Source organism: Larkinella knui (assembly GCF_003858645.1).
GTDB lineage: Bacteria > Bacteroidota > Bacteroidia > Cytophagales > Spirosomataceae > Larkinella > Larkinella knui.
The window spans coordinates 219,053-238,389 of record NZ_RQJP01000001.1 but is presented as its reverse complement, the minus strand read 5'-3'; the positions used below and the strand labels follow the sequence as shown (position 1 = coordinate 238,389).

The 19,337-nt window shown below is 51.0% G+C and carries 15 protein-coding genes; 7 read left to right on the top strand and 8 right to left on the bottom strand.

Annotated elements, in window-relative coordinates; translation table 11 throughout:
- Nucleotides 1-27: 27 nt before the first annotated feature.
- From EHT87_RS00930 to rbfA, 5 genes are all read right to left on the bottom strand, one after another.
- Nucleotides 28-522, bottom strand: coding sequence for a hypothetical protein (locus EHT87_RS00930; protein WP_124902945.1), 495 nt, complete (start codon nt 520-522; stop codon nt 28-30).
- Nucleotides 523-642: 120 nt separating this feature from the next.
- Nucleotides 643-1,719 (bottom strand): 3-keto-disaccharide hydrolase, encoded by a 1,077-nt coding sequence (locus tag EHT87_RS00925; protein ID WP_221621967.1) that lies wholly within the window; start codon nt 1,717-1,719, stop codon nt 643-645.
- Nucleotides 1,720-1,756: 37 nt separating this feature from the next.
- Complete coding sequence (locus tag EHT87_RS00920) at nt 1,757-4,315, bottom strand: M1 family metallopeptidase (protein WP_124902943.1); 2,559 nt, start codon at nt 4,313-4,315, stop codon at nt 1,757-1,759.
- 67 nt (nt 4,316-4,382) lie between these two features.
- Nucleotides 4,383-5,612 (bottom strand): ABC transporter permease, encoded by a 1,230-nt coding sequence (locus EHT87_RS00915; protein WP_124902941.1) that lies wholly within the window; start codon nt 5,610-5,612, stop codon nt 4,383-4,385.
- Between the two features lie 15 nt (nt 5,613-5,627).
- A complete protein-coding gene (rbfA, locus tag EHT87_RS00910; protein ID WP_124902939.1) occupies nt 5,628-6,005 on the bottom strand; it encodes a 30S ribosome-binding factor RbfA in 378 nt (125 codons plus the stop codon).
- Between the two features lie 242 nt (nt 6,006-6,247).
- Here rbfA and EHT87_RS00905 point away from each other — a divergent pair, with 242 nt between their 5' ends.
- Nucleotides 6,248-7,675: a hypothetical protein gene (locus EHT87_RS00905; RefSeq protein ID WP_124902937.1), complete on the top strand. Its 1,428-nt coding sequence runs from the start codon at nt 6,248-6,250 to the stop codon at nt 7,673-7,675.
- On the opposite strand, the gene rpiB is transcribed toward EHT87_RS00905, so the two are convergent.
- Nucleotides 7,665-8,099 carry a ribose 5-phosphate isomerase B gene (gene rpiB / locus EHT87_RS00900; protein WP_124902935.1) on the bottom strand — a complete coding sequence of 145 codons (435 nt, stop codon included), beginning with the start codon at nt 8,097-8,099 and terminating at the stop codon, nt 7,665-7,667. The two genes, EHT87_RS00905 and rpiB, sit on opposite strands and share 11 nt — an antisense overlap.
- A gap of 315 nt (nt 8,100-8,414) precedes the next feature.
- Between rpiB and EHT87_RS00895 the strand changes: the two genes are divergently transcribed.
- Complete coding sequence (locus EHT87_RS00895) at nt 8,415-9,212, top strand: LOG family protein (RefSeq protein WP_124902933.1); 798 nt, start codon at nt 8,415-8,417, stop codon at nt 9,210-9,212.
- Between the two features lie 90 nt (nt 9,213-9,302).
- Here EHT87_RS00895 and EHT87_RS00890 read toward each other — a convergent pair whose 3' ends face one another.
- Nucleotides 9,303-10,298: a ComEA family DNA-binding protein gene (locus EHT87_RS00890; protein ID WP_124902931.1), complete on the bottom strand. Its 996-nt coding sequence runs from the start codon at nt 10,296-10,298 to the stop codon at nt 9,303-9,305.
- A 269-nt stretch (nt 10,299-10,567) separates the two neighbouring features.
- Between EHT87_RS00890 and EHT87_RS00885 the strand changes: the two genes are divergently transcribed.
- From EHT87_RS00885 to EHT87_RS00870, 4 genes are all read left to right on the top strand, one after another.
- Nucleotides 10,568-11,449 (top strand): DnaJ C-terminal domain-containing protein, encoded by an 882-nt coding sequence (locus tag EHT87_RS00885; protein ID WP_124902929.1) that lies wholly within the window; start codon nt 10,568-10,570, stop codon nt 11,447-11,449.
- A 10-nt stretch (nt 11,450-11,459) separates the two neighbouring features.
- Nucleotides 11,460-11,759: a chaperone modulator CbpM gene (locus tag EHT87_RS00880; RefSeq protein WP_124902927.1), complete on the top strand. Its 300-nt coding sequence runs from the start codon at nt 11,460-11,462 to the stop codon at nt 11,757-11,759.
- Between the two features lie 81 nt (nt 11,760-11,840).
- A complete protein-coding gene (locus EHT87_RS00875) occupies nt 11,841-13,340 on the top strand; it encodes a glycine--tRNA ligase (RefSeq protein WP_124902925.1) in 1,500 nt (499 codons plus the stop codon).
- Nucleotides 13,341-13,451: 111 nt separating this feature from the next.
- On the top strand, nt 13,452-13,889 hold the full coding sequence (locus EHT87_RS00870; protein ID WP_124902923.1) for an SRPBCC family protein: 438 nt from the start codon (nt 13,452-13,454) through the stop codon (nt 13,887-13,889).
- A 121-nt stretch (nt 13,890-14,010) separates the two neighbouring features.
- Here EHT87_RS00870 and EHT87_RS00865 read toward each other — a convergent pair whose 3' ends face one another.
- Complete coding sequence (locus EHT87_RS00865) at nt 14,011-17,811, bottom strand: cellulose binding domain-containing protein (RefSeq protein ID WP_124902921.1); 3,801 nt, start codon at nt 17,809-17,811, stop codon at nt 14,011-14,013.
- Between the two features lie 248 nt (nt 17,812-18,059).
- Here EHT87_RS00865 and EHT87_RS00860 point away from each other — a divergent pair, with 248 nt between their 5' ends.
- Nucleotides 18,060-19,313: a dicarboxylate/amino acid:cation symporter gene (locus EHT87_RS00860; protein ID WP_124902919.1), complete on the top strand. Its 1,254-nt coding sequence runs from the start codon at nt 18,060-18,062 to the stop codon at nt 19,311-19,313.
- Nucleotides 19,314-19,337: the final 24 nt, after the last annotated feature.

Sequence of the window (19,337 nt, the reverse complement as noted above, 5' to 3'; positions counted from 1 at the left end):
CCGGTGCCGGGGGATTGATTCCGCACACTACTGCTCCCGAATCGCGTTTAAGTACACTTGTTGCAGGGATTTATAAGCGGCTGTCGTACCCGAAATTATATCCTGAACCGGTCCAGGCTTGTCATCAGAAAAGAAGCGTTTCCTTTTATGAAGGTCAATTTCATACGGGCGATAATTCCACGAAAAAATATCGAAATCGCTGGCGTTTTCATCATCCAGCCCCCATCCGGCCACTATGGCATACTTCCCGATATCCCCTTCGATGGATTTCAACAGGGAATCATCGGTATAAAAAAAAAGATGAAACCCTGCTAAAAAACCGGAATCCGGTAAAATATACACCCTGATCGTTTCGATTTTCAATCCATAAAGAAAGAGATTGTTTACCGCCAGTTCTTTATTCGATAGATATAGCAACCTGTATAACCCATCAATAGACACAGGACGCACGTTCGAATCAGTCTGAAAGTCTATCTTTTCAAGATATGCAATGCTTTCGTTCAGGTTTTTAAAGTCTGCCATCACGCCACTTGATTAGGTTGAACCTGAATGTTGACCACCGGAGAAATACAGGGCGGTTTTAAAAGAAAAAGAGCGACCAAAGCCGCCCTTTTCCAAAAATTGGTTGTCCGTTGCAGCACACTACAACTCCCGCACCCAGATATTCCGGAAGCTGATCGGTTCGCTTTTATCGCCGTGCGCCTGTAATTTGATTGGTGCCGATTCGTATTTTTTGTATTGGGGCTGACCGATGTAGGTCGTTTCGCCTTTCAGTTCATAATTGTTTTGAATAACCGCTCCGTTGTGGATGACGGTTACGTGCGCCGGCGTCTGCACCGAGCCATCTGCATTGAATTTCGGAGCATTCCAGATTACGTCGTACACCTGCCATTCACCCGGCTTTTTGCTGGCGTTGGCCAGCGGAATCGCCTGTTTGTAGATACTGCCCGCCTGACCGTTCGAGTAGGTTTTGTTTTCGTACGAATCCAGCACCTGCAACTCATAACCCGCATCGCCCTGCCCAGTGGAAGCTAAAAAGATACCGCTATTGCCCCGGGCCTGACCGCTCAAAGAGATATTTTGAGGAATTTTCCACTCGATATGGAGTTGGTAATTCGTAAATGAGCGCTTTGTTTCAATGTTTCCCGCAGCCTTGTTCACCGTCAGAACGCCGTTGGAAACCGTCCAGTTGGCCGGTGATTTGTCCTTTACCGTCACCCACTGATCCAGGTTCTTGCCATCGAATAACACAACGGCGTCGGAGGGTGCATCAAGCGGTGATTTCCCCGGTGTGATCACCTTTGGAACCGGGTCCCATACTTCCGTTTCTTCCGGTTTTCCTTTCGGACGACTGGCCGTTGCCGTGTTTCCGGCACCGCCTTGCCGCGTCAGCGTTCCAGGAATCTCGTTGCCGTTGTAATTAACGGACAGGATCATTTTATCACCTTCAACGGTCCCTTTAATGGGAATAACGTTTCCCTCATGTTCCGTTTTAAATGAAAAACTGGCACCATCCGCCTTTCCTTCCTTGATTGGAATGGCACCGTCTGCGTTACCAATCGTTCCGGTCAATTGGTTGCCGTCCGTTTTCAGGTCCAGGGTTAATGCATAATCGTCGCCTATTTTTCCGGTCCACTTTCCGTCAATCGGACCAGCGGCCAGCACAGCGGTAATGCCAAAAAAAGCAACTAAAATCGAAGTAAAAAGGGGTTTCTTCATAGGTTTTGTTGGGTTTGTTTTTGCGATTAAGTGGTTTTTAAAAATCTTTAAACTGCTCGTACATTTCCTTTAACTTCGGGTCACGCTCACTCAGACGAATGTCTTTCCGCATGGATTTGACGCCTTCAATATCCTGTAATAAACCCAGAACCTGGTAGGCACCAAACCGGACGAAATAGGCCGGACTCGTCCGGGCCATCACTTCCAGCATGGGAATCGCCTGCCGTTGCGTATCGGCACCGGATCGGATCAGATACTTTCCGAAAACCTGCAGAAAATTATACAAATCCTGCGATTTCATGGTGTTCATCTTGTTGATGAACCAGCTATACCGGCTTGAATCGGTCGAATTGGCGTAATAGTTGGCCACGGCCGTCACAATATCGCCATTCGGCACATTTTCAAACCGGGCGGCAATTTCACCGGCATCGCCCGGTTTTGACAACAGATAGGAATCCAGCGCCGACGATACCACCGCATACGAGGTGTCGTTCAGCGCTTCCCGAAACAGCGGATCATTGACGTTGTCGGCATACGAAGCCAGCGTATTGATTCCCTCCTGCCGCACCAGGGAGCGCTCGTCGTTGCGGGCTTTGCTTTGCACAATGCGCTCCACTTCCGCAAACTCCTGCCCATCGTATTCGGCAAAATTACCAACGGCCACCTGACGGATTTTCCAGAATTTATCCTGCATCGCATCCATCATCATGTGCCGAACCGTCGAATCGATCAGGTTGCTTTTATCCTCAAGCCGGGTAATCGACTCGTATTTATCTACGTAATTGTCAGCGTGGTAATACTGAAAAATCAACTCCGGTTTGTTCTTTTCCTGCTCCACCGTACCGACAATGCGGTGATCCGCGTCAAATACAATCAAATCCGGGCGCTGTTCCACCGAGAAATTCAGCACCTGTTTGGCTTTGTCAACTACCACATCGTAGGTTTTCTTCTGGCCTTTCACCCAGACATCGACTTTGACCGGCAACCGATAAATCGGGGTCTTCGTAGAATCCTGCTGTTGAATTACCGTCAACTGCACCCCACCCTGCCGGTATTCTTTTTCAACCTTGATCACCGCATGGCCCGGTTTCAGAAACCACTGGTCAAAGAACCAGTTGAGGTCTTCACCCGTCACCTCTTCAAACGCTTCGCGCAAATCACTCAATTCGGCGGTTTTGAACCGATGGCGTTTCAGATAAAGTGTCAGGGCTTCGAAGAAAGCGTCATCGCCCACGGTTCGGCGGAGCAGGTGCAGAACCCGCCCCCCTTTGGCATACGAATGGCTGTCAAACATCTGCTCGCGGTCGGTATATCGATAGCGAATGAGCGGTTCCTGCTTGATTTCCGATTCGGCGATGTACTGATTCAGATCGTCGAGACCGTGCATATCGGCGGAGTAAGCGCCCTCGCGGTGTTCGCGCCACAGGTATTCAGCGTAAGTGGCAAAGGCTTCATTCAGCGGCAGGTTGGCCCAGGATTCGGCGGTCACCAGGTTGCCAAACCAGTGGTGCGACAGTTCGTGCGAAATTACATCGTCGGAATTCCCATCGACCAGTTGACGCCCGTCCATCTGAACGGTTTCACCGTGAACGGTGGCTGTGGTATTCTCCATGGCACCGGTCACAAAATCACGGACGGCAATCTGACTGTATTTCTCCCAGACGTACGGAACCCCAAATTTCTTTTCAAAAAATTCAACCATCGCGGGCGTCCGGCCAAAAATCGCACGGGCATCCTTCTCGTAAGCCGGTTCCACGAAGTAGCTGATTTCCAGAGGCCCACGCTCGGGTGTAGCCGCCAGAGAGTCCTTCACATAGGCAAATTCGCCGACGGCAATCATGGCCAGATAAGGCGCGTGGGGCAGCGTTTGCCGCCAGTAATCGGTGCGCAATCCTTCCTGGTTTACGGTCGACGAAATCAGTTTCCCATTCGAAAGGGTGCGGTATTTAGTCTCGACGGTCAGGTAAATTTCCTGCGTCATTTTTTCATTCGGCGTATCGATGGTCGGAAACCAGCACGAGTTGGCTTCGGTTTCGCCCTGCGTCCAGATCTGGCGGGGTTTGTTTGGTTCGGCCCCGTCATGGTTGATAAAATACAGCCCTTTATCCTGCGTAATAGCCGCACTGCCCCCCAGCGGTCGTTCATTCGGTTTGGCGGTATAAACGATCTGAATATCGAAGGTATCGGCCCGGGTATAGGTTCGCGGTAAAAGAATGTGAATCTTTTGCCGGTCGTTGTAGGTATAATTCAGCGTGTCGAAAACCGTTTCGCCGGTTTTGAGGGTATCGAGCAGAAAAACCCCTTTGATGTCAAACCCTTTTGCATCGACATCCAGCGTATTCTGGGGGTAGAAATGGGGTTTAAACCGCAGCCGGGCAATTCCGTGCACCCATTGGCGCACCCAATCGAAGCTCAGATCGAGCCGGGTGTGCAACAGGTCGTTGGGCAGCGTACGGCTCGGATTATACGGCCCGTTGACCGATACCGGAGCGTTTTTTTTCTCGGGATCGCCAACACGGTTTGTCTGCCCCAGTGCCCATTGGCTCCCGATTAGCAGTAGAAGTAAGAACCCGCTATTTCGGATAATTTTAAGCATACTGATCATTCACTTAGCCTTATTCAAAACGAGAAAAACCGTTTTTTAGTAAGTAATTTTCATTCGTCTACTGCACACTATCAACGGCTTTCGATACGGCAGCCGCTTTCCGGGCCGGAAACCACGAAACCACGCTGGTAACCACAATCACAATGACGGTGGTTATCACCAGATCGCTGGCCTGCAGCTTGACCGGGTAAGCGTCGATCAGCGAACTTTCAATGCCCATCGATACGAAGCCAAACCGTTGCTGCAACAAACACAGCGCAATACCGAGCACCAGGCCAAACAGGCCCCCAATAAAAGCGACAATTAAGCCTTCGAATAAAAAAATCCGCCGGACAAGCGAAGGAGACGCCCCCATCGCATACAAAATAGCGACGTCGTCTTTCTTTTCGATGGCCAGCATCGACAACGAAAAAAAGATGTTGATCGATGCGATCAGCACCAAAAACGTCAGCGTTACCGTTACAAATAATTTCTCAATGCGGATGGCCCGAAACAAATCCGGATTCAAATCATCGCGGTCCTTAATCACCACCTTTCCGCCCAGTTGCTGTTGCAGCGTTTTTTTCAAGGCGGGTAAGTCAACCTCCGGTTTCACCTGCAATTCCAGCGAAGATAACTGATTTTGCTGATAGCCAACCAGTTCACGAACCACGCTGATGGGAGCCAACACGTAATCGTCGAAATTATCTTCGATGAAAAAGACGCCCGAAACCGCAAAATCCGCCCGGTTGAAGGCATCCGATGACAACACCGAGTAGGTTTTCCGGTTTTGAGGATACCAGAGTTCGAGGGGTGTCAGCATGTCCTCGGGCGAGATCAGCAGTGCATTTCGCACTCCTTCGGCCACCAGCGCATAATTAATGCCATCTTCCTGCAACCGCAATTTTCCCTGCACCAACGCCGTATCCAATTGCCGGCGTTGCAGGTACGAATTGTCGATTCCTTTCAGTTTGACAACCGTCTGCCCATCCCGGTATCGCGCCAGCGCATTGTCCTCAATGACCTGGGTAATCAGAACAACGTCACCGGTTTTCTGGATTTTCTGCATCAAACCGGGCGAAACCGTCAGGCGTTTTCCCTGCGCGGGTGCCACGGTCAGATCGGCTTCGAACGTCTTGAAAATCATCCGGTTCAACTCCTCCATGCCATTAAATACCGACAACACCACCACCAGCGCCATGGTGCCGACACCAACGCCCAGCATCGAAACCAGCGAAATCAAATTGATGAAACTACGCTTGCGTTTCGAGAAAAAATACCGTCGGGCGATCCAGAGGGGAAGGTTCATGGTGTGGGACAGGACTTATTCCTCATCTTCTTCTTCCGGAGCGGGTGGAATTTCGAGGTTGGCAAAAATAGCGTCCATCTTGGCAGCATATTCGGCGGTATCATCGAGGTAAAAATGCAGTTCCGGCATGATCCGAAGCTGGTGGCGCACCCGGTCGGCCAGTTGCTGACGAATGGATTTGCTTTTTTCCTTGATCAATTCCAGAAGTGACTCCTTATTGGGGGTGGCCAGAAAGCTCAGATACACCCGGGCAATGCTAAAATCGGGTGACACCCGCACGCTCGTAACGGTAATAAAGGCCCCGTTGAACAGGTGTCGGCTATCACGCTGAAAGATTTCACTCAGATCTTTCTGCAACAACCTCGATACTTTCTGTTGTCGTTTCGATTCCATACTCTTTTAAAATTAACGAATAATGAAGGGTCCGCCTGTGCGATAATGACTACTGAAATTGCTCTAAAATCCTCCTTCGATAGTCAATAGCCCGTATTCAGTGTTCATTATTCATTCGGGGTTGCCCGCGCGATTCATTTAATCACTACCGCAAATATCCGCCTTTTATTCGACTTCTTTCACCTTAAAGGTTTAATTTCGTCGTTCCATTTCCGCGTACATACGGTAAACCAACTAGGCCATTGTTAAGTTTTTTTCGGGTAAACGCCACCCTTCAGATCGTCGGTCTGCTGCTTTTGCTGATCCTGATTCGATTGCCGTTTTTGCTGTCTCCCCCCCCGCTGCTGATTCCGGAACTAAACTGGATGCTGGTTGGGGAACAGATGCACAACGGAAATCTTCTGTATCGTGATATCTGGGACAGCATCAGCCCGCTGTCGGCCCTGGTCTACTGGCTGCTCGACCTCACGTTTGGGCGGTCGATAACGGCCTATCACATGGCCGGAACGGCCGTGGCGGCTTTCCAGATTTTGTATTTCAACTGGGTGATGAACGTGCGCGACATTTACCCCGACCGCAACTGGATTCCCGGCCTGATCTACGCGGTATTCCTGAACATGTCGTTCGATTGCAGCACCTTGTCGCCGGTGCTTTTATCGACCACTTTTTTACTGCTGGCTTTCGGAACACTTATCAAGCAAATGGACCGGCGGGGTGCCACCGATGAAGTGTTTGAAGTGGGTTTCTACATTAGTCTGGCCGCCCTTTTTTATCTACCTTCTGCCTTGTTTATTGTCTGGGCACTCATGGCGCTGCTGCTCTTCACCGGGGCGAGTTTCCGGCAACATTCCCTCCTGCTTTTCGGCTTTGCTTTCCCGATTTTACTGACGGTTTTGTATTATTACCTGGCCGACAGTCTGGATGATTTTAACCGCAATCTGCTGTCGTCGGTTTTTCGGGTGCGGCAGTACGACCTGACCGATTTCCAGACCCTGCTGGCATCGATGTTTCTCCCGTTCGCCATGGGAACACTGGGGCTGCTGAGCCTTTTTCGTCAAACGACCCGGTACGTAAACTTCCAGCAACGTTGCCAGCAAATCATGATGATCTGGGCGCTGACAGCCTTTATTTCGGTCGGTCTGATGCCTTTTCTGGCTCCAATGCTATTCATTAGCTTTGTTCCGGCGCTGGCATTTTTTGCCTCCTATTACTTTCAGGGCATTCGTCGGGAGTGGGTCGCCGAGCTGATTTTTCTGGGCGTTTTCATTTTTACTCTCCTCATTCTCTATCAGGGTGCCTTGCCGCTGGTTCGAAATTGGGAGTTGGGCCGGTTGAGCGCGTTACAGGTGAAAACTTCGCCCATCGACCGGCATATTCAGAAACAGAAAATTCTGGTGATCGGCGAAGATCTCAGTGCCTACCGCAATAACCAGGCGGCAACCCCCTACCTGAACTGGGATTTAGCGAAATATGACCTTCGCAATCTGGATAATTACGAAAGTGTGATCAGCGTTTACGATCATTTTCGAAAAGACCCGCCGAGTTATATCATTGACAAAGAGGGGGTTATGAAAAAGCTATTTCAGCGAGCCCCCTCCTTGTCCACCCTCTATGAAAAGACCGATCTGGACGGTGTGTATCGCCGAAAAGAAGAAGCGGTCAACAACTGATTTTTCCGACGCGCGTCTGGTGACGACCGCCTTCAAATTCCGTTTTCAGGAATACTTTGACGCATTCAATCGCATCTTCGGCCGAAATATAGCGCTCCGGCAGGCACAGGATGTTGGCGTTGTTGTGTTGGCGGGCCAGTTCGGCCAGTTCTGGTTTCCAGCAGAGAGCCGCCCGAATGCCCTGGTGTTTGTTGGCCGTGATGGCCACGCCATTCCCACTGCCGCAAACTAAAATCCCCCAGTCAAACTGCTTCGTTTCTACGGCAATGGCCACAGGATGTGCAAAATCCGGATAATCGGCGGAGGCTTCCGTGTAAGTCCCGAAATCCTTCGTCGGATAGCCTTCCTTTTCCAGCCAGGCCACGATTTCTTGTTTATAGGCAAAGCCGGCATGATCGGCACCAACGGCAATTGAGGGTCTCATAGGATTTTTATTGACGAATGAAACTAAAACTACGGTATAACGTTATTATGTTCCGGTTCTGCACAGAACCGGGTCCGAACAACGCAACAGGATCGGATTTTTTTACAAATTAAGCGATCAAATAACGATCATCAACGCAATTCATACCGGAAATTTTACAAACCCTGCTCACCCTGCTCTCGCCGGGGCTGATCAGGAGGTTTGGAAAGATACCCACCAGTGGAGAACCGGGAAACTGAAAAAACGCAGGTTGCACCGATAGAATTCAATGCCTCCTTCATTTTCAGCTCCTTAACTCCTAAACCATAACAGAACATGGACGCAGAAAAAACAGTACAGCGATCTGAAACTCAGAATGTTTCCCAAATAAAGAAAGATCTTCCCAAACGCGATGAGCTCCTGCTGACGCCGGACGAGCAACGCATCAAGGAAGCGTTCCAGGATCGAAATTGGAATGAAATAAAAATTGCCGATTCCTGGGTTATTTTCAAAGTTATGGCCGAGTTTGTCGAAGGGTTCGACAAATTAGCCAAAATCGGACCTTGCGTGTCTATTTTTGGTTCGGCGCGGACGAAATCCGATAATCCCTATTACCAGATGGCCGAAGAAATTGCGGCTAAACTCGTCAAGCATGGCTACGGCGTCATCACCGGCGGTGGACCCGGTATTATGGAAGCCGGTAATAAAGGGGCTTTTGAACAAGGTGGAAAATCAGTCGGTCTGAACATTCAACTCCCGTTCGAACAGGAAAGCAACATCTACATTGATCCGGACAAGAACATCAATTTCGACTTTTTCTTCGTCCGCAAAGTAATGTTCGTTAAGTATGCGCAGGGATTTATTGCGCTGCCGGGCGGTTTTGGAACGCTCGACGAACTCTTCGAATCGCTGACGTTGATTCAGACGAAAAAAATTGCCCGTTTTCCCATCGTCCTGGTGGGCCGGTCGTTCTGGCAGGGGCTCGTCGACTGGATCGAAGAAACCATGCTGGGCAAGGAAAATAACATCAATCCCGGCGACATGAAGCTGATTTCACTGGTCGATACGCCGGACGAAGCCGTAAAAGCCATCGATGATTTTTACATGAAATACATGCTCAAACCGAACTTTTAATGGAATGGCAAAACGCTACATAACATACCGGTCAGGTTTTCAAAATCTGACCGGTGTGTTATGTAGCGTTTTGCCATTCGGATGTTATTTTTAAAAGTCCAGATAAGGCCTCAGTTTCTCAATGGTCCTGGCGTCGAGAATGCGGATATTCCGGAGCGATTCGGGCGAGGTGTAAGGCCCGTGTTGGGTGCGGTAATTGACGATAATTTCGGCTTGTTTCCTGGACAGATAAAGGTGCCGGTCGAGTTCTTCAGCAGTAGCGGTATTGACCGCTATTTTTTTTGCCGGCGTTTGAAGCCGACCGTATGTGTTCAATTCTTCCAGCGCCAGCGAATCGAGCCCGAAAATTTCAGCGTACTGGTCGGTGGAAATAAAACCGCCCAGGGCGTCCCGGAATTTCACGATCCGACTGGCTAACTTCGACCCAATCCCGCGCAGCTTTATCAGTTCAGTTGTATCAACGGTATTAATATCGAACGGTTGCAAGACCGGTTTTGCAAATCGTTCGGTTGAATAAGCCGGTTTGTCGGTCGAAAAACGCCGGTTGCTGGCGGGTTCATTTTCGGCGTAGTGCTCGCGATCCTTATACGGTTTTTTAAAGGAACGTTCAGCCGTACTGAGTTGCATATACGGTTCCAGTTCTTCATACAATTCCGGCGAGAAATCGTAAATTTTCAGTACATCTTCTTTTTTTCGAAACTGCCCGCCTTTGGAGCGGTAACGCACAATGCGGTCGGCCAGCCAGCGGGGCGTACCCAGCCGTTGCCAGGTTTCGGCGTCGATGGTATTGGGATCAAAGGCAAACCGTTCGGCTTTTCGGGCTTCAGTGGCGGGTTCGTAACGGCCCGGGGTGTTTTCCGGCCGGTCATCCGCAACCGTCGGGTCAAGTTCGAGCAGGGCAACCAGACTATCAAGCTGGCGTTTGTCAGACACGGAGGTATCAGGAACCGAATCGGGAATCCACCAGCGGTACAGCAGCGGTAGCAGCAACAGAAAGCCGGTGAGCATCAGCAGAACCAACATTCCCCGGGCTTCCTGTTGCGATACACCCAAATAATCACGGAGTATGGCCACTACCTTCTTCATGAAAACGTTCCGGAATGCATTGAGGTTGGTGTCACGGTGGATTTTCCGGAACTTGTTTATTAGACGGCAGAAAAACGAAAAGTAACAGCCTCCTTTCAAAAAGAAGTTGCTTTTCAAATCAGAACCTGTGTAAATTCAGGGGTCGATTGATCCGGAAACGATCATCGTGAGGCAAGGCCGGAAGTGAAGGCGAACAAATCGCGTCGTTGGCGGTTTGACTAGCGAAAGTCCGGGCCATATGACACCCAGCATATACGTTATACACCGCTATGGCATTTATTGATTACTACCAAATACTCGGCATCGATAAAAGTGCGTCGACGGACGATGTTAAAAAAGCGTATCGGAAACTGGCCCGGAAATACCATCCGGATCTCAACCCCAACGACAAAGAAGCTAACGCCAAATTCCAGCAAATCAATGAAGCCAATGAAGTTTTGAGTGACCCCGACAAGCGCAAAAAATACGATCAATACGGCGAAGAATGGCGCCATGCCGACCAATTCGAGCAGGCCCGACAAGCGCAGCAAAGCGCTAATTCGGGCGGGCAGCGGTTTTCCGGTGATGCGTTTTCGGGGACCGACTTTTCCGAGTTCTTTGAATCCTTTTTCGGCGAACAACCGCGTAGTGGCCGACAGACGCCATTCCGGGGACAGGATTACACCTCCGAATTGCACATCGATTTGCGGGAAGCGTACCAGACCCACCAGCACACGCTGTCGGTCAACGGCAAGAATATCCGAATTACCGTTCCGGCCGGAATCGCCAGCGGCCAGGTGATCAAGCTTAAAGGACAGGGCGGGCCGGGTGCCAATGGTGGACCGGCGGGCGACTTGTTCATCACCTTCGTCATTGCCGAAGATCCGGTTTTTAAGCGCGTGAACGACGACCTTTATATGACTGTTGAGCTGGATTTATACACGGCGGTTTTGGGCGGAGACCTCACCATCGACACGCTGAGCGGAAAAATAAAACTGAAAGTGAGTCCGGAAACCCAGAACGGAACGAAAGTCCGTCTGAAAGGAAAAGGCTTCCCGGTTTATAAACAGGATGGCAAATTTGGTGATCTCTACGTCACGTATTCCATCAAAATCCCGACCGGATTAACTGAAAAACAGAAGGAGCTATTCAAAGAAATCTCTCAATCATAAAAATCGTGCTATGCAACCGGACGATGTGATTCTCGTTGAGGACTACTGCCTGAAGTACAACATCGAACATACTTTTGTTTTTTCACTGGAAGAATACGGATTGATCGAACTGGTGCTGGTGGAAGAACGAAAGTTCATTCCGATTCACCAGATCCCGGCTATCGAGAAATTCAGTACACTTCATTATGAGTTAAATATCAACCTGGACGGTATCGACGCGATCAGTCATTTGCTACAGAAAGTCGAAGCCATGCAGGAAGAAATTCGACTCCTCAAAAGCAGGTTGAGTGTGTATGGGGTTGGAACGTAAGCCGGAACAGTTTTGGCGATCTACTCAAAAGTATAAAATTTTTGTCAGGCGACTGGTCTAAATCCGTATTTTTGCGGCATCATGGAAGACGCAAAACCGAAACTGGCCCCCGCCACCTCTCTGCAAGACATTATCTCCCACGCCAAAGAATACGGCTTCGTGTTCCCGTCCAGCGAAATTTACGACGGGTTACAGGCGGTTTATGACTACGGTCAGAATGGCGTTGAATTGAAAAATAACCTCAAATCGGTGTGGTGGAAGGCCATGACGCAACTGCACGACAACGTCGTGGGCATCGATGCGTCTATTTTCATGCACCCGCTGACGTGGAAAGCGTCGGGACACGTTGACTCCTTCAACGACCCGATGATCGACAACAAGGATTCCAAAAAACGGTACCGCGCCGACCAGTTGCTCGAATTAAAAGCCGAAGAATACGCAGCCAATGGCCAGCCCGAAAAAGGCCACGAACTGCTGCTCGAAATGGCCCGGTTGCTGGGCGAAAACGACCTCGATGGTGTTCGCGAACTGATCATCAGCGAAGGCATTGTCGACCCGATTTCGAAAACCGCCAACTGGACGGAAGTGCGGCAATTCAACCTGATGTTTTCGACGCAGGTGGGTTCCGTGGCCGAAGATTCCAGCCTGATTTACCTCCGTCCTGAAACCGCACAAGGCATTTTTGTCAACTTTTTGAACGTTCAGAAAACCGGTCGCATGAAGATTCCGTTCGGCATTGCCCAGATCGGCAAGGCGTTTCGGAACGAGATCGTGGCCCGGCAGTTTACGTTCCGGATGCGGGAATTCGAACAGATGGAAATGCAGTTTTTTGTCCGGCCCGGCACGGAAATGGAGTGGTACGAAAAATGGAAAGAAGCCCGGCTGAACTTCCACAAAGCCGTGGGTCTGCCCGCCGAAAAACTTAAATTCCACGTTCACGAGAAGCTGGCGCACTACGCCAACGCGGCTGTCGACATCGAATATCAGTTTCCGTTTGGTTTCCGCGAAATGGAAGGGATTCACTCCCGCACCGATTTTGACCTGAAAAGCCACCAGGAACTGAGCCGGAAAAAGCAGCAGTATTTCGATAACGACCTCGACGAGAACGGAAAACCGTTTGGCAATTACATCCCGTACGTGGTCGAAACCTCCGTGGGCGCCGACCGGCTCTTTCTGGCGGTATTCTGCAATGCGTTTACGGAAGAAGTGGTGGGTGAAGGCGAAACCCAGAAAACCCGGACCTACCTGAAACTGCACCCGGCCCTGGCTCCGGTAAAAGCCGCCATTTTCCCGCTCGTTCGCAAAGACGGTTTACCGGAAAAAGCCCAGCAGATTTTGAAGCTCCTGCGCAGCGATTTCCGGGTCATTTACGAAGAACGCGACGCCATCGGCAAGCGGTATACGCGTCAGGATCTGATCGGCACACCGTTTTGCATCGCCGTCGATTACCAGACACTGGAAGACGATACAGTCACGATTCGCCACCGCGACACCACCGAACAAATCCGGATGCCCATCAGCGAGCTCAAGCAGCACATTGGTCAGGCGGTTTCGATGGAGCGGATTCTGGAGCAACTCTAGTACCCACGGACTTTGATCCGTGTTTTTTAATACCCCGGAATATGGCCTTTACGCTGTAATCCGACTGAGAATACTAAAAAACACGGACCCAGGTCCGTGGGTACGAAACCCATGAAAATAACCCTTTATACACCGGTTCAGCAGGATTACCGGCGCGTGTGGGCGGGGTTTACCCGGCAGTTGTTCGACCAACTCAGCCCACCGTTCCCGCCCGTCGAGGTGGTTCGATTCGACGGCTGTCTGACTGGCGATACCGTGCATCTGCGCCTAAATTTTCTGCTGTTTAAACAGAACTGGATTAGCGCGATCATCGAGCAGCAGGAAACCGATCAGGAGATTTATTTCGTCGACAAAGGAACCGAATTGCCTTTTTTCCTCGCCTACTGGCACCACAAACACCGCATCATTCGGGAGGGTGATCACACCCGGATTGGCGACGAAATCACTTTTCGAACCCCCACGCGCCTAACGGATTTTCTTTTGTATCCCGTTATGTATGGTTTGTTTGCCTACCGGAAACCGATTTATAAACGCGTTTTTAAACTCTGACCACGCCAGTCAATCGTACCTAAACCGGTAGAAAATACGTAAGTATCCAACCGGTATTTCGCAAGAAACCTCCTGACAAAAGCTCTACGCCTTGTCAGGAGGTTTTGATTATCAGACACTTTCAGGGTTTCACTACTTTAATCAAGCGGTATTGCCGACCAGCCTGCGCACGCAGCAGGTAAACGCCGGGAGCTTCATGGTGAATCGCCATCGTTTGACGTTGACGCTGGCCCGTTGCCGGAAGACTATGCTGCAAAACGGTACGTCCGTGGACATCCACCAGGTGAAGCCGTACTTCGTCACCGGCTGGTGCGGTAAATTCAACTTCAAATACATCCGAAACCGGATTCGGTAACACGCGAACGTTCCACTCTTCATTATTTTCCGACGCAGAAATGCGCGCACCCGACTCAACGACGGGCTCTGTTCCATAAATCAGATTGTTCTGATAGTAAACCGTAATGTGATCGTTTTCCGAGAACGACGCAGCCGATTGGTACGAATAATCGTTCGTCTCCACAAAATTGGTCCAGTTGGATTTGGCAATCCGGTACTGAATGTTTCCCGTATTGCTGAGCGGATACAAAGTCCCGGCCGTCGGTTTTAGTTTCAATTCGAAGTACACCTCGGCTCTGGTTTTCGCGGGGTTGACGGGAATAAATTGACCCGTCAGGTTGGAATTGCCCAGTTTGGCGTAGTCAATAAAATAATTGAGACTGGCGGTTCCTTCGGGCGTAAACCAATACCGCACCGTTAAATCGCCGTAAGCCAGCGGCACGTTTCCTTCATTGTTGATTTTCAGATAGGTACTGATGGTGTTGGAATTCGGATTGTTGTTTTTATTTTCGGAAAGCACTTTCACCTTGACCAAAGCCGCAACCGGTTGCGGCTCCACCCCCCAGATCAACGTTCCGTTCCGATACACCGTAATGCGATCCGTGAGGGCGTAATTTGCATTGGACTGGTACGAATAATCATCGGTTTCACTCAAATCCGCCCAGTCTTTATTGGCAATCCGGGATTGAATCGGACCGGAAATACCGCCCGCGGCCAGACTGCCCGTCGATGCCGCGAAGCCATATTCAACGTAGCCATTGGCCCCATTTCGAGCGGGTGAATCCTGCCGGACATAGGTCATTTTAACGTTATTGTTACCCAACTGCGCGTAATCGATAAACGGGTTGATTCCGGCATAATTTTCAGCCGTAAACCAGTACCGTACGGTTAATTCGCTGTAAGGAATCGCGCTCGTACCTTCGTTGCTCAGTTGCAGATAGGGCTTGATCTGGTTGTTGGTGGCCTGTCCGTTGTCGCCATTCTGGTACCGGACTTTCACCAGCGCCAGCTGCCTCAAATCGAAGCGGGCCAGAACCGGAACGTGGTCGGAGGTTGTATTGCCGTAGTCGTTTATCGTCAAATACGGGGTTCCAACACCCGCCGAGCCAGCGATATACGCCGGGGCTAACTCGTTGGAAACCAGAATGTGGTCGATTACATTGTCCTCCGTCAGATACGTCCGAAACCCGTTATCGCTCAGGGATCGGGTCACCCCGGTAAAACTGGCCGTATCGTCCGTGAACGGTTTGTAGGTCGTTTCGGTCGTTGACACATCGGCCACCGTCCGGTCGAGGTCATCGTTGAAGTCACCGGCCAGCAACAGCAAATCGTTTGGATACTGGGCTTTCAGCGTGTCATACAACACCTGAACGTCGTATTTCCGGCGGTTGTAAGCCAGCTGCGAATTGGGTGCGCCTTCGTTGGCTTTGGCATGAACACCAATGATATTGACCTGTTTGGTAACGCCGGCCACGGTCACATTGAATTTCCACAGATACGGATACCGCCCCGAAGCCCAGAAATTATCGACGTCGGTCGGATACCCCGTCAGGTTCTCGACCCGCTCCATCAACGGTTTTTGGGAAACCAACGTCGCTACGTCAGATTTATACAAGATACAAACCCGCTGCGTGTTGGCGGGCAAGGTGGGGCCTGGCGTAGCCGGATTGGCCGGAATCTCGTGGCCCGGGTTGTTGGAAACAAACGGTGAACAGTTTCCCTGGTAGCCCGGCATGCCCGCCAGCAAACTCGAAATGGCGTTGTCCGACGATATTTCTTCCAGAACAATGATATCCGATTGCAGGCTGTTCAGCACCGAAATGGCATTGCTCACCTGTTGGGCTTCGTTGGTCGGACCGTTGCCGGTACTGCCCAGCCATTCGATGTTCCAGGCCGCCACGTCGAGCGTCTGGCTGCGATCAAGGTTGCCCCCGGCCGGAGCATAAGGCGTTGCCCCCGGCAAGTCCTGAGTAGAACGCGGCAATAATTGCGTGATGGTATTGAAACGGCCGACCACGCCGGTGATGGCCGCCGGCGTAGCCGGGTTCGTGTTTCCCGGAATATTTGTGCCCCGGTTTACCCGTAATTCCTGTGTGCCGCTGGCATCCTGAAGCCGAAAATTAGCATCCGGCGTTAACACAAAAACCGGGTTAGGAGCTGCTACGGTGGTATTGGGCCGGATGACGGCGGCATTGATCGTTACCAGTTGTCCTTCATAATCCGGCAGTTGGGACGTTGTGATCACTTTGGGCGTCAGCGGTCCTTTTGCTCCGAAATTAGTGAACGTCACCGTTCCGGAAATCTGCTTGTTGTTGTTGAAAGCCGCAATGGTTCCGCTGGTGATCTGTACCGAGTCGCCAATCTGAACGCTATTTCGGAAAGCCGAACTAAAAATAGCAATACCGCCCGTCGGATCCTGAATGTAAGACACATCGTTGAACTGGTTACTAACCGTGACCCGGCCCGCAATTTTCCCGCCCGGCAACGCCGAAATCGACGTATTAACCGGCTGGCTGCGTGCCAACGCAATGGTGGCAATGGTATTTGGGTCGAACACCGTCCCGCTAACGGTTACGTCGGCCGATGCCGAACCACTCCCGTTCGTGATCGTTCCGCCGGGCGTTCCCTGCGCGGCCCCCGTCAGCCGGACATTGATCGGGGTGGCGGCAAGGCTGCTGTTCGATACCGGCAGGGTTAGCGAAGGAGAATAACTGTCACCGGTGCTGATTTCAAAACCGGCAGGTGCGCTGATCAAAACATCGGCCGACAAATTCGCGCCGGAAACGGTGTAAGACTTTGGCGTTGAAGCGGTTCCCTGGGAAGTTGTGAAGCCGGACAAATTTTTCGGATTGACCACCAGGACCGGATTGGGCGTTCCTCCGCCCAGGGTAGTCGCCGTTACACTCAGGTCATCGATGGCCAGACCGTGATCAGAACCGGTATTGTCGGCATCCGACCAGCGGAGCAGAATCTGCTGGCCGTCGGCGATGGGTGTATCAAAAACAATCGTTCCGGATATAGCCGTCCGGTTTGCCGGCAAATTACCGTCCAGCGCACTGGCAACCGATGATGAAACCGGGCTTGTGAAATCCAGCGCGCTGTAGGGCAAAACCGGTGAGTCAACCGTCAGGCCCGAGCCGGTTCCGTAGGCAAATGTCAGAGATTGGACGGCGGTATTGGCCGTTCGCCACTGTTCTCCCGTATACGTGATTTGGAGTGACGTGACGGCACTACCGGTGTTGTTGACCAGCACCAGACCGTAGTAAATGGTTGTGGTGGAGCCCGATGCAACGGAGCCGATGGCCCGATCGGTTGCACCGGAACTGCCGAAACTGTATAAACCGCCGGTGGTTGAGCTTCCTGTTCCGGCAATCAAGACCGCCCGGCTACTCAGCCAGCCGGGAATGGTCGAATTGTTGGCCCATACGTTGCTCGTTCCGGCGGTTGCCAGACTGTTGAAATCCTGCGTATAGGTGAGTGAAGAACTGGTCAAAGACACCTGAGCCGTGGCACTCAAGACGCCCAGCAGCCAAAAAGCGCACAGTGAAAGGTACCTGATGACGTGTAGTAAAGATCCGTTTTTCATAGTCCTAGTTGATTAAGGCTAAAAATAAGGTCTTTACGGGAACACTTTATTAACACAATGTAAAATTCAGAAACAACTTATTGAATAGCCTTTTCGGGCCACAGCCGCTTTTCGGGGTTCAAAATCGTACCCTCTTTATCCTATTAGCGGGCTTATAGCAGGCGTTTTACCCTGATTCGGATTTTTCTTCTATTTTTGTTTCCTTTCGACCGGTCGCTGATCCCCACGAACTCTTATTCTTCATCTGAATGAAACTAAACATCACCACAAAAATTGTTATTGGCTTTACGCTGGGTGTCATCATTGGTCAAATCCTGCACAGTACGACTGATCCCGAAACGGCCACCGCGATCAGTGCTAAATTCCAGTTGATCAGTAAAGTATTCCTCAAGTTGATTAAAATGATCATCGGCCCCCTGGTTTTCTCAACGCTCGTGGTCGGAATCGCCAAGTTGGGCGACTTCAAAGTGGTGGGTCGGATCGGTATCAAAACCCTCGGTTACTTTTATTTTGCCACCATTCTCTCCCTGATCGTTGGGCTGGTGGTGGTTAACCTAACACGCCCGGGATCCATTCAGAGCTGGCCACGACCGGCGGCTGGTACGAGTGTCGGTATTGAAGGCAAAAAACTCAATACCGTTGAAGATTTTGTCCTGCATATTTTTCCGGACAGTGCTTTCCGCGCCCTGGCGGAAAATGAAATCCTGCAAATTGTCGTTTTTGCCATCTTTTTTGGCGTTGCCCTGGGTGCCATCGGTGAGAAAGGAAAAGGGTTGACCAAAGCGCTCGATGCGCTTAGCGAACTGGTTTTCAAGATGGTAGGTTACGTGATGCAATTGGCACCCTATGCGGTTTTAGGCGCCATGACGTCCGTTGTTGCCGCTAAGGGACTGGGCATTCTGGTTTCGTATGCCTATTTGCTGTTGTGTTTCTACGGCGGTTTGCTCTTCTTCATTTTCGTCATTCTGGCCGGCATTTGCGCCTTCATGCGCATTCCATTCTTCAAGCTGCTGACCCAGATGAAAGAATCGCTCCTGATTTCGTTCAGCACAGCCAGCTCGGAAGCTTCTCTGCCTCAACAGATTAAAGCCCTCGAAGCGTTCGGTGTTCCGCCCCGGATCGTCGGTTTCGTCCTGCCGCTGGGGTACTCCTTCAACCTCGACGGTTCGATGATGTACATGACTTTTGCAACGGGATTTCTGGCCCAGGCCTACGGTGTTTCGCTCACGCTCCAGCAACAGATTCTCATGCTGCTTACGTTAATGATCACATCGAAGGGCATCGCGGGGGTTCCCCGGGCGTCGCTGGTGGTCATTGCCGGAACGATGGCGATGTTCGATTTACCGCCCGAAGGCCTGGCGTTGATCCTGGGTATCGATCCATTTCTGGACATGGGCCGGTCGGCCACCAGCGTTGCCGGCAATGCCGTTGCTACCTGCGTAATTACCAAATGGGAAGGCGGTTTTGTGCACCCGGTCGAGACGGTAACTTTTGAAGATTGACCGAAAACACAAAAGGAAATCGCT

Coding starts and splice junctions, on each gene's coding strand:
- EHT87_RS00895 (WP_124902933.1), top strand. CDS start 8,415: ATGGACGCAGAAAAAACAGTACAGCGATCTGAAACTCAGAATGTTTCC.
- EHT87_RS00915 (WP_124902941.1), bottom strand. CDS start 5,612: ATGAACCTTCCCCTCTGGATCGCCCGACGGTATTTTTTCTCGAAACGC.
- EHT87_RS00920 (WP_124902943.1), bottom strand. CDS start 4,315: ATGCTTAAAATTATCCGAAATAGCGGGTTCTTACTTCTACTGCTAATC.
- EHT87_RS00880 (WP_124902927.1), top strand. CDS start 11,460: ATGCAACCGGACGATGTGATTCTCGTTGAGGACTACTGCCTGAAGTAC.
- EHT87_RS00930 (WP_124902945.1), bottom strand. CDS start 522: ATGGCAGACTTTAAAAACCTGAACGAAAGCATTGCATATCTTGAAAAG.
- EHT87_RS00890 (WP_124902931.1), bottom strand. CDS start 10,298: ATGAAGAAGGTAGTGGCCATACTCCGTGATTATTTGGGTGTATCGCAA.
- EHT87_RS00885 (WP_124902929.1), top strand. CDS start 10,568: ATGGCATTTATTGATTACTACCAAATACTCGGCATCGATAAAAGTGCG.
- EHT87_RS00870 (WP_124902923.1), top strand. CDS start 13,452: ATGAAAATAACCCTTTATACACCGGTTCAGCAGGATTACCGGCGCGTG.
- rpiB (WP_124902935.1), bottom strand. CDS start 8,099: ATGAGACCCTCAATTGCCGTTGGTGCCGATCATGCCGGCTTTGCCTAT.
- rbfA (WP_124902939.1), bottom strand. CDS start 6,005: ATGGAATCGAAACGACAACAGAAAGTATCGAGGTTGTTGCAGAAAGAT.
- EHT87_RS00925 (WP_221621967.1), bottom strand. CDS start 1,719: ATGAAGAAACCCCTTTTTACTTCGATTTTAGTTGCTTTTTTTGGCATT.
- EHT87_RS00875 (WP_124902925.1), top strand. CDS start 11,841: ATGGAAGACGCAAAACCGAAACTGGCCCCCGCCACCTCTCTGCAAGAC.
- EHT87_RS00860 (WP_124902919.1), top strand. CDS start 18,060: ATGAAACTAAACATCACCACAAAAATTGTTATTGGCTTTACGCTGGGT.
- EHT87_RS00865 (WP_124902921.1), bottom strand. CDS start 17,811: ATGAAAAACGGATCTTTACTACACGTCATCAGGTACCTTTCACTGTGC.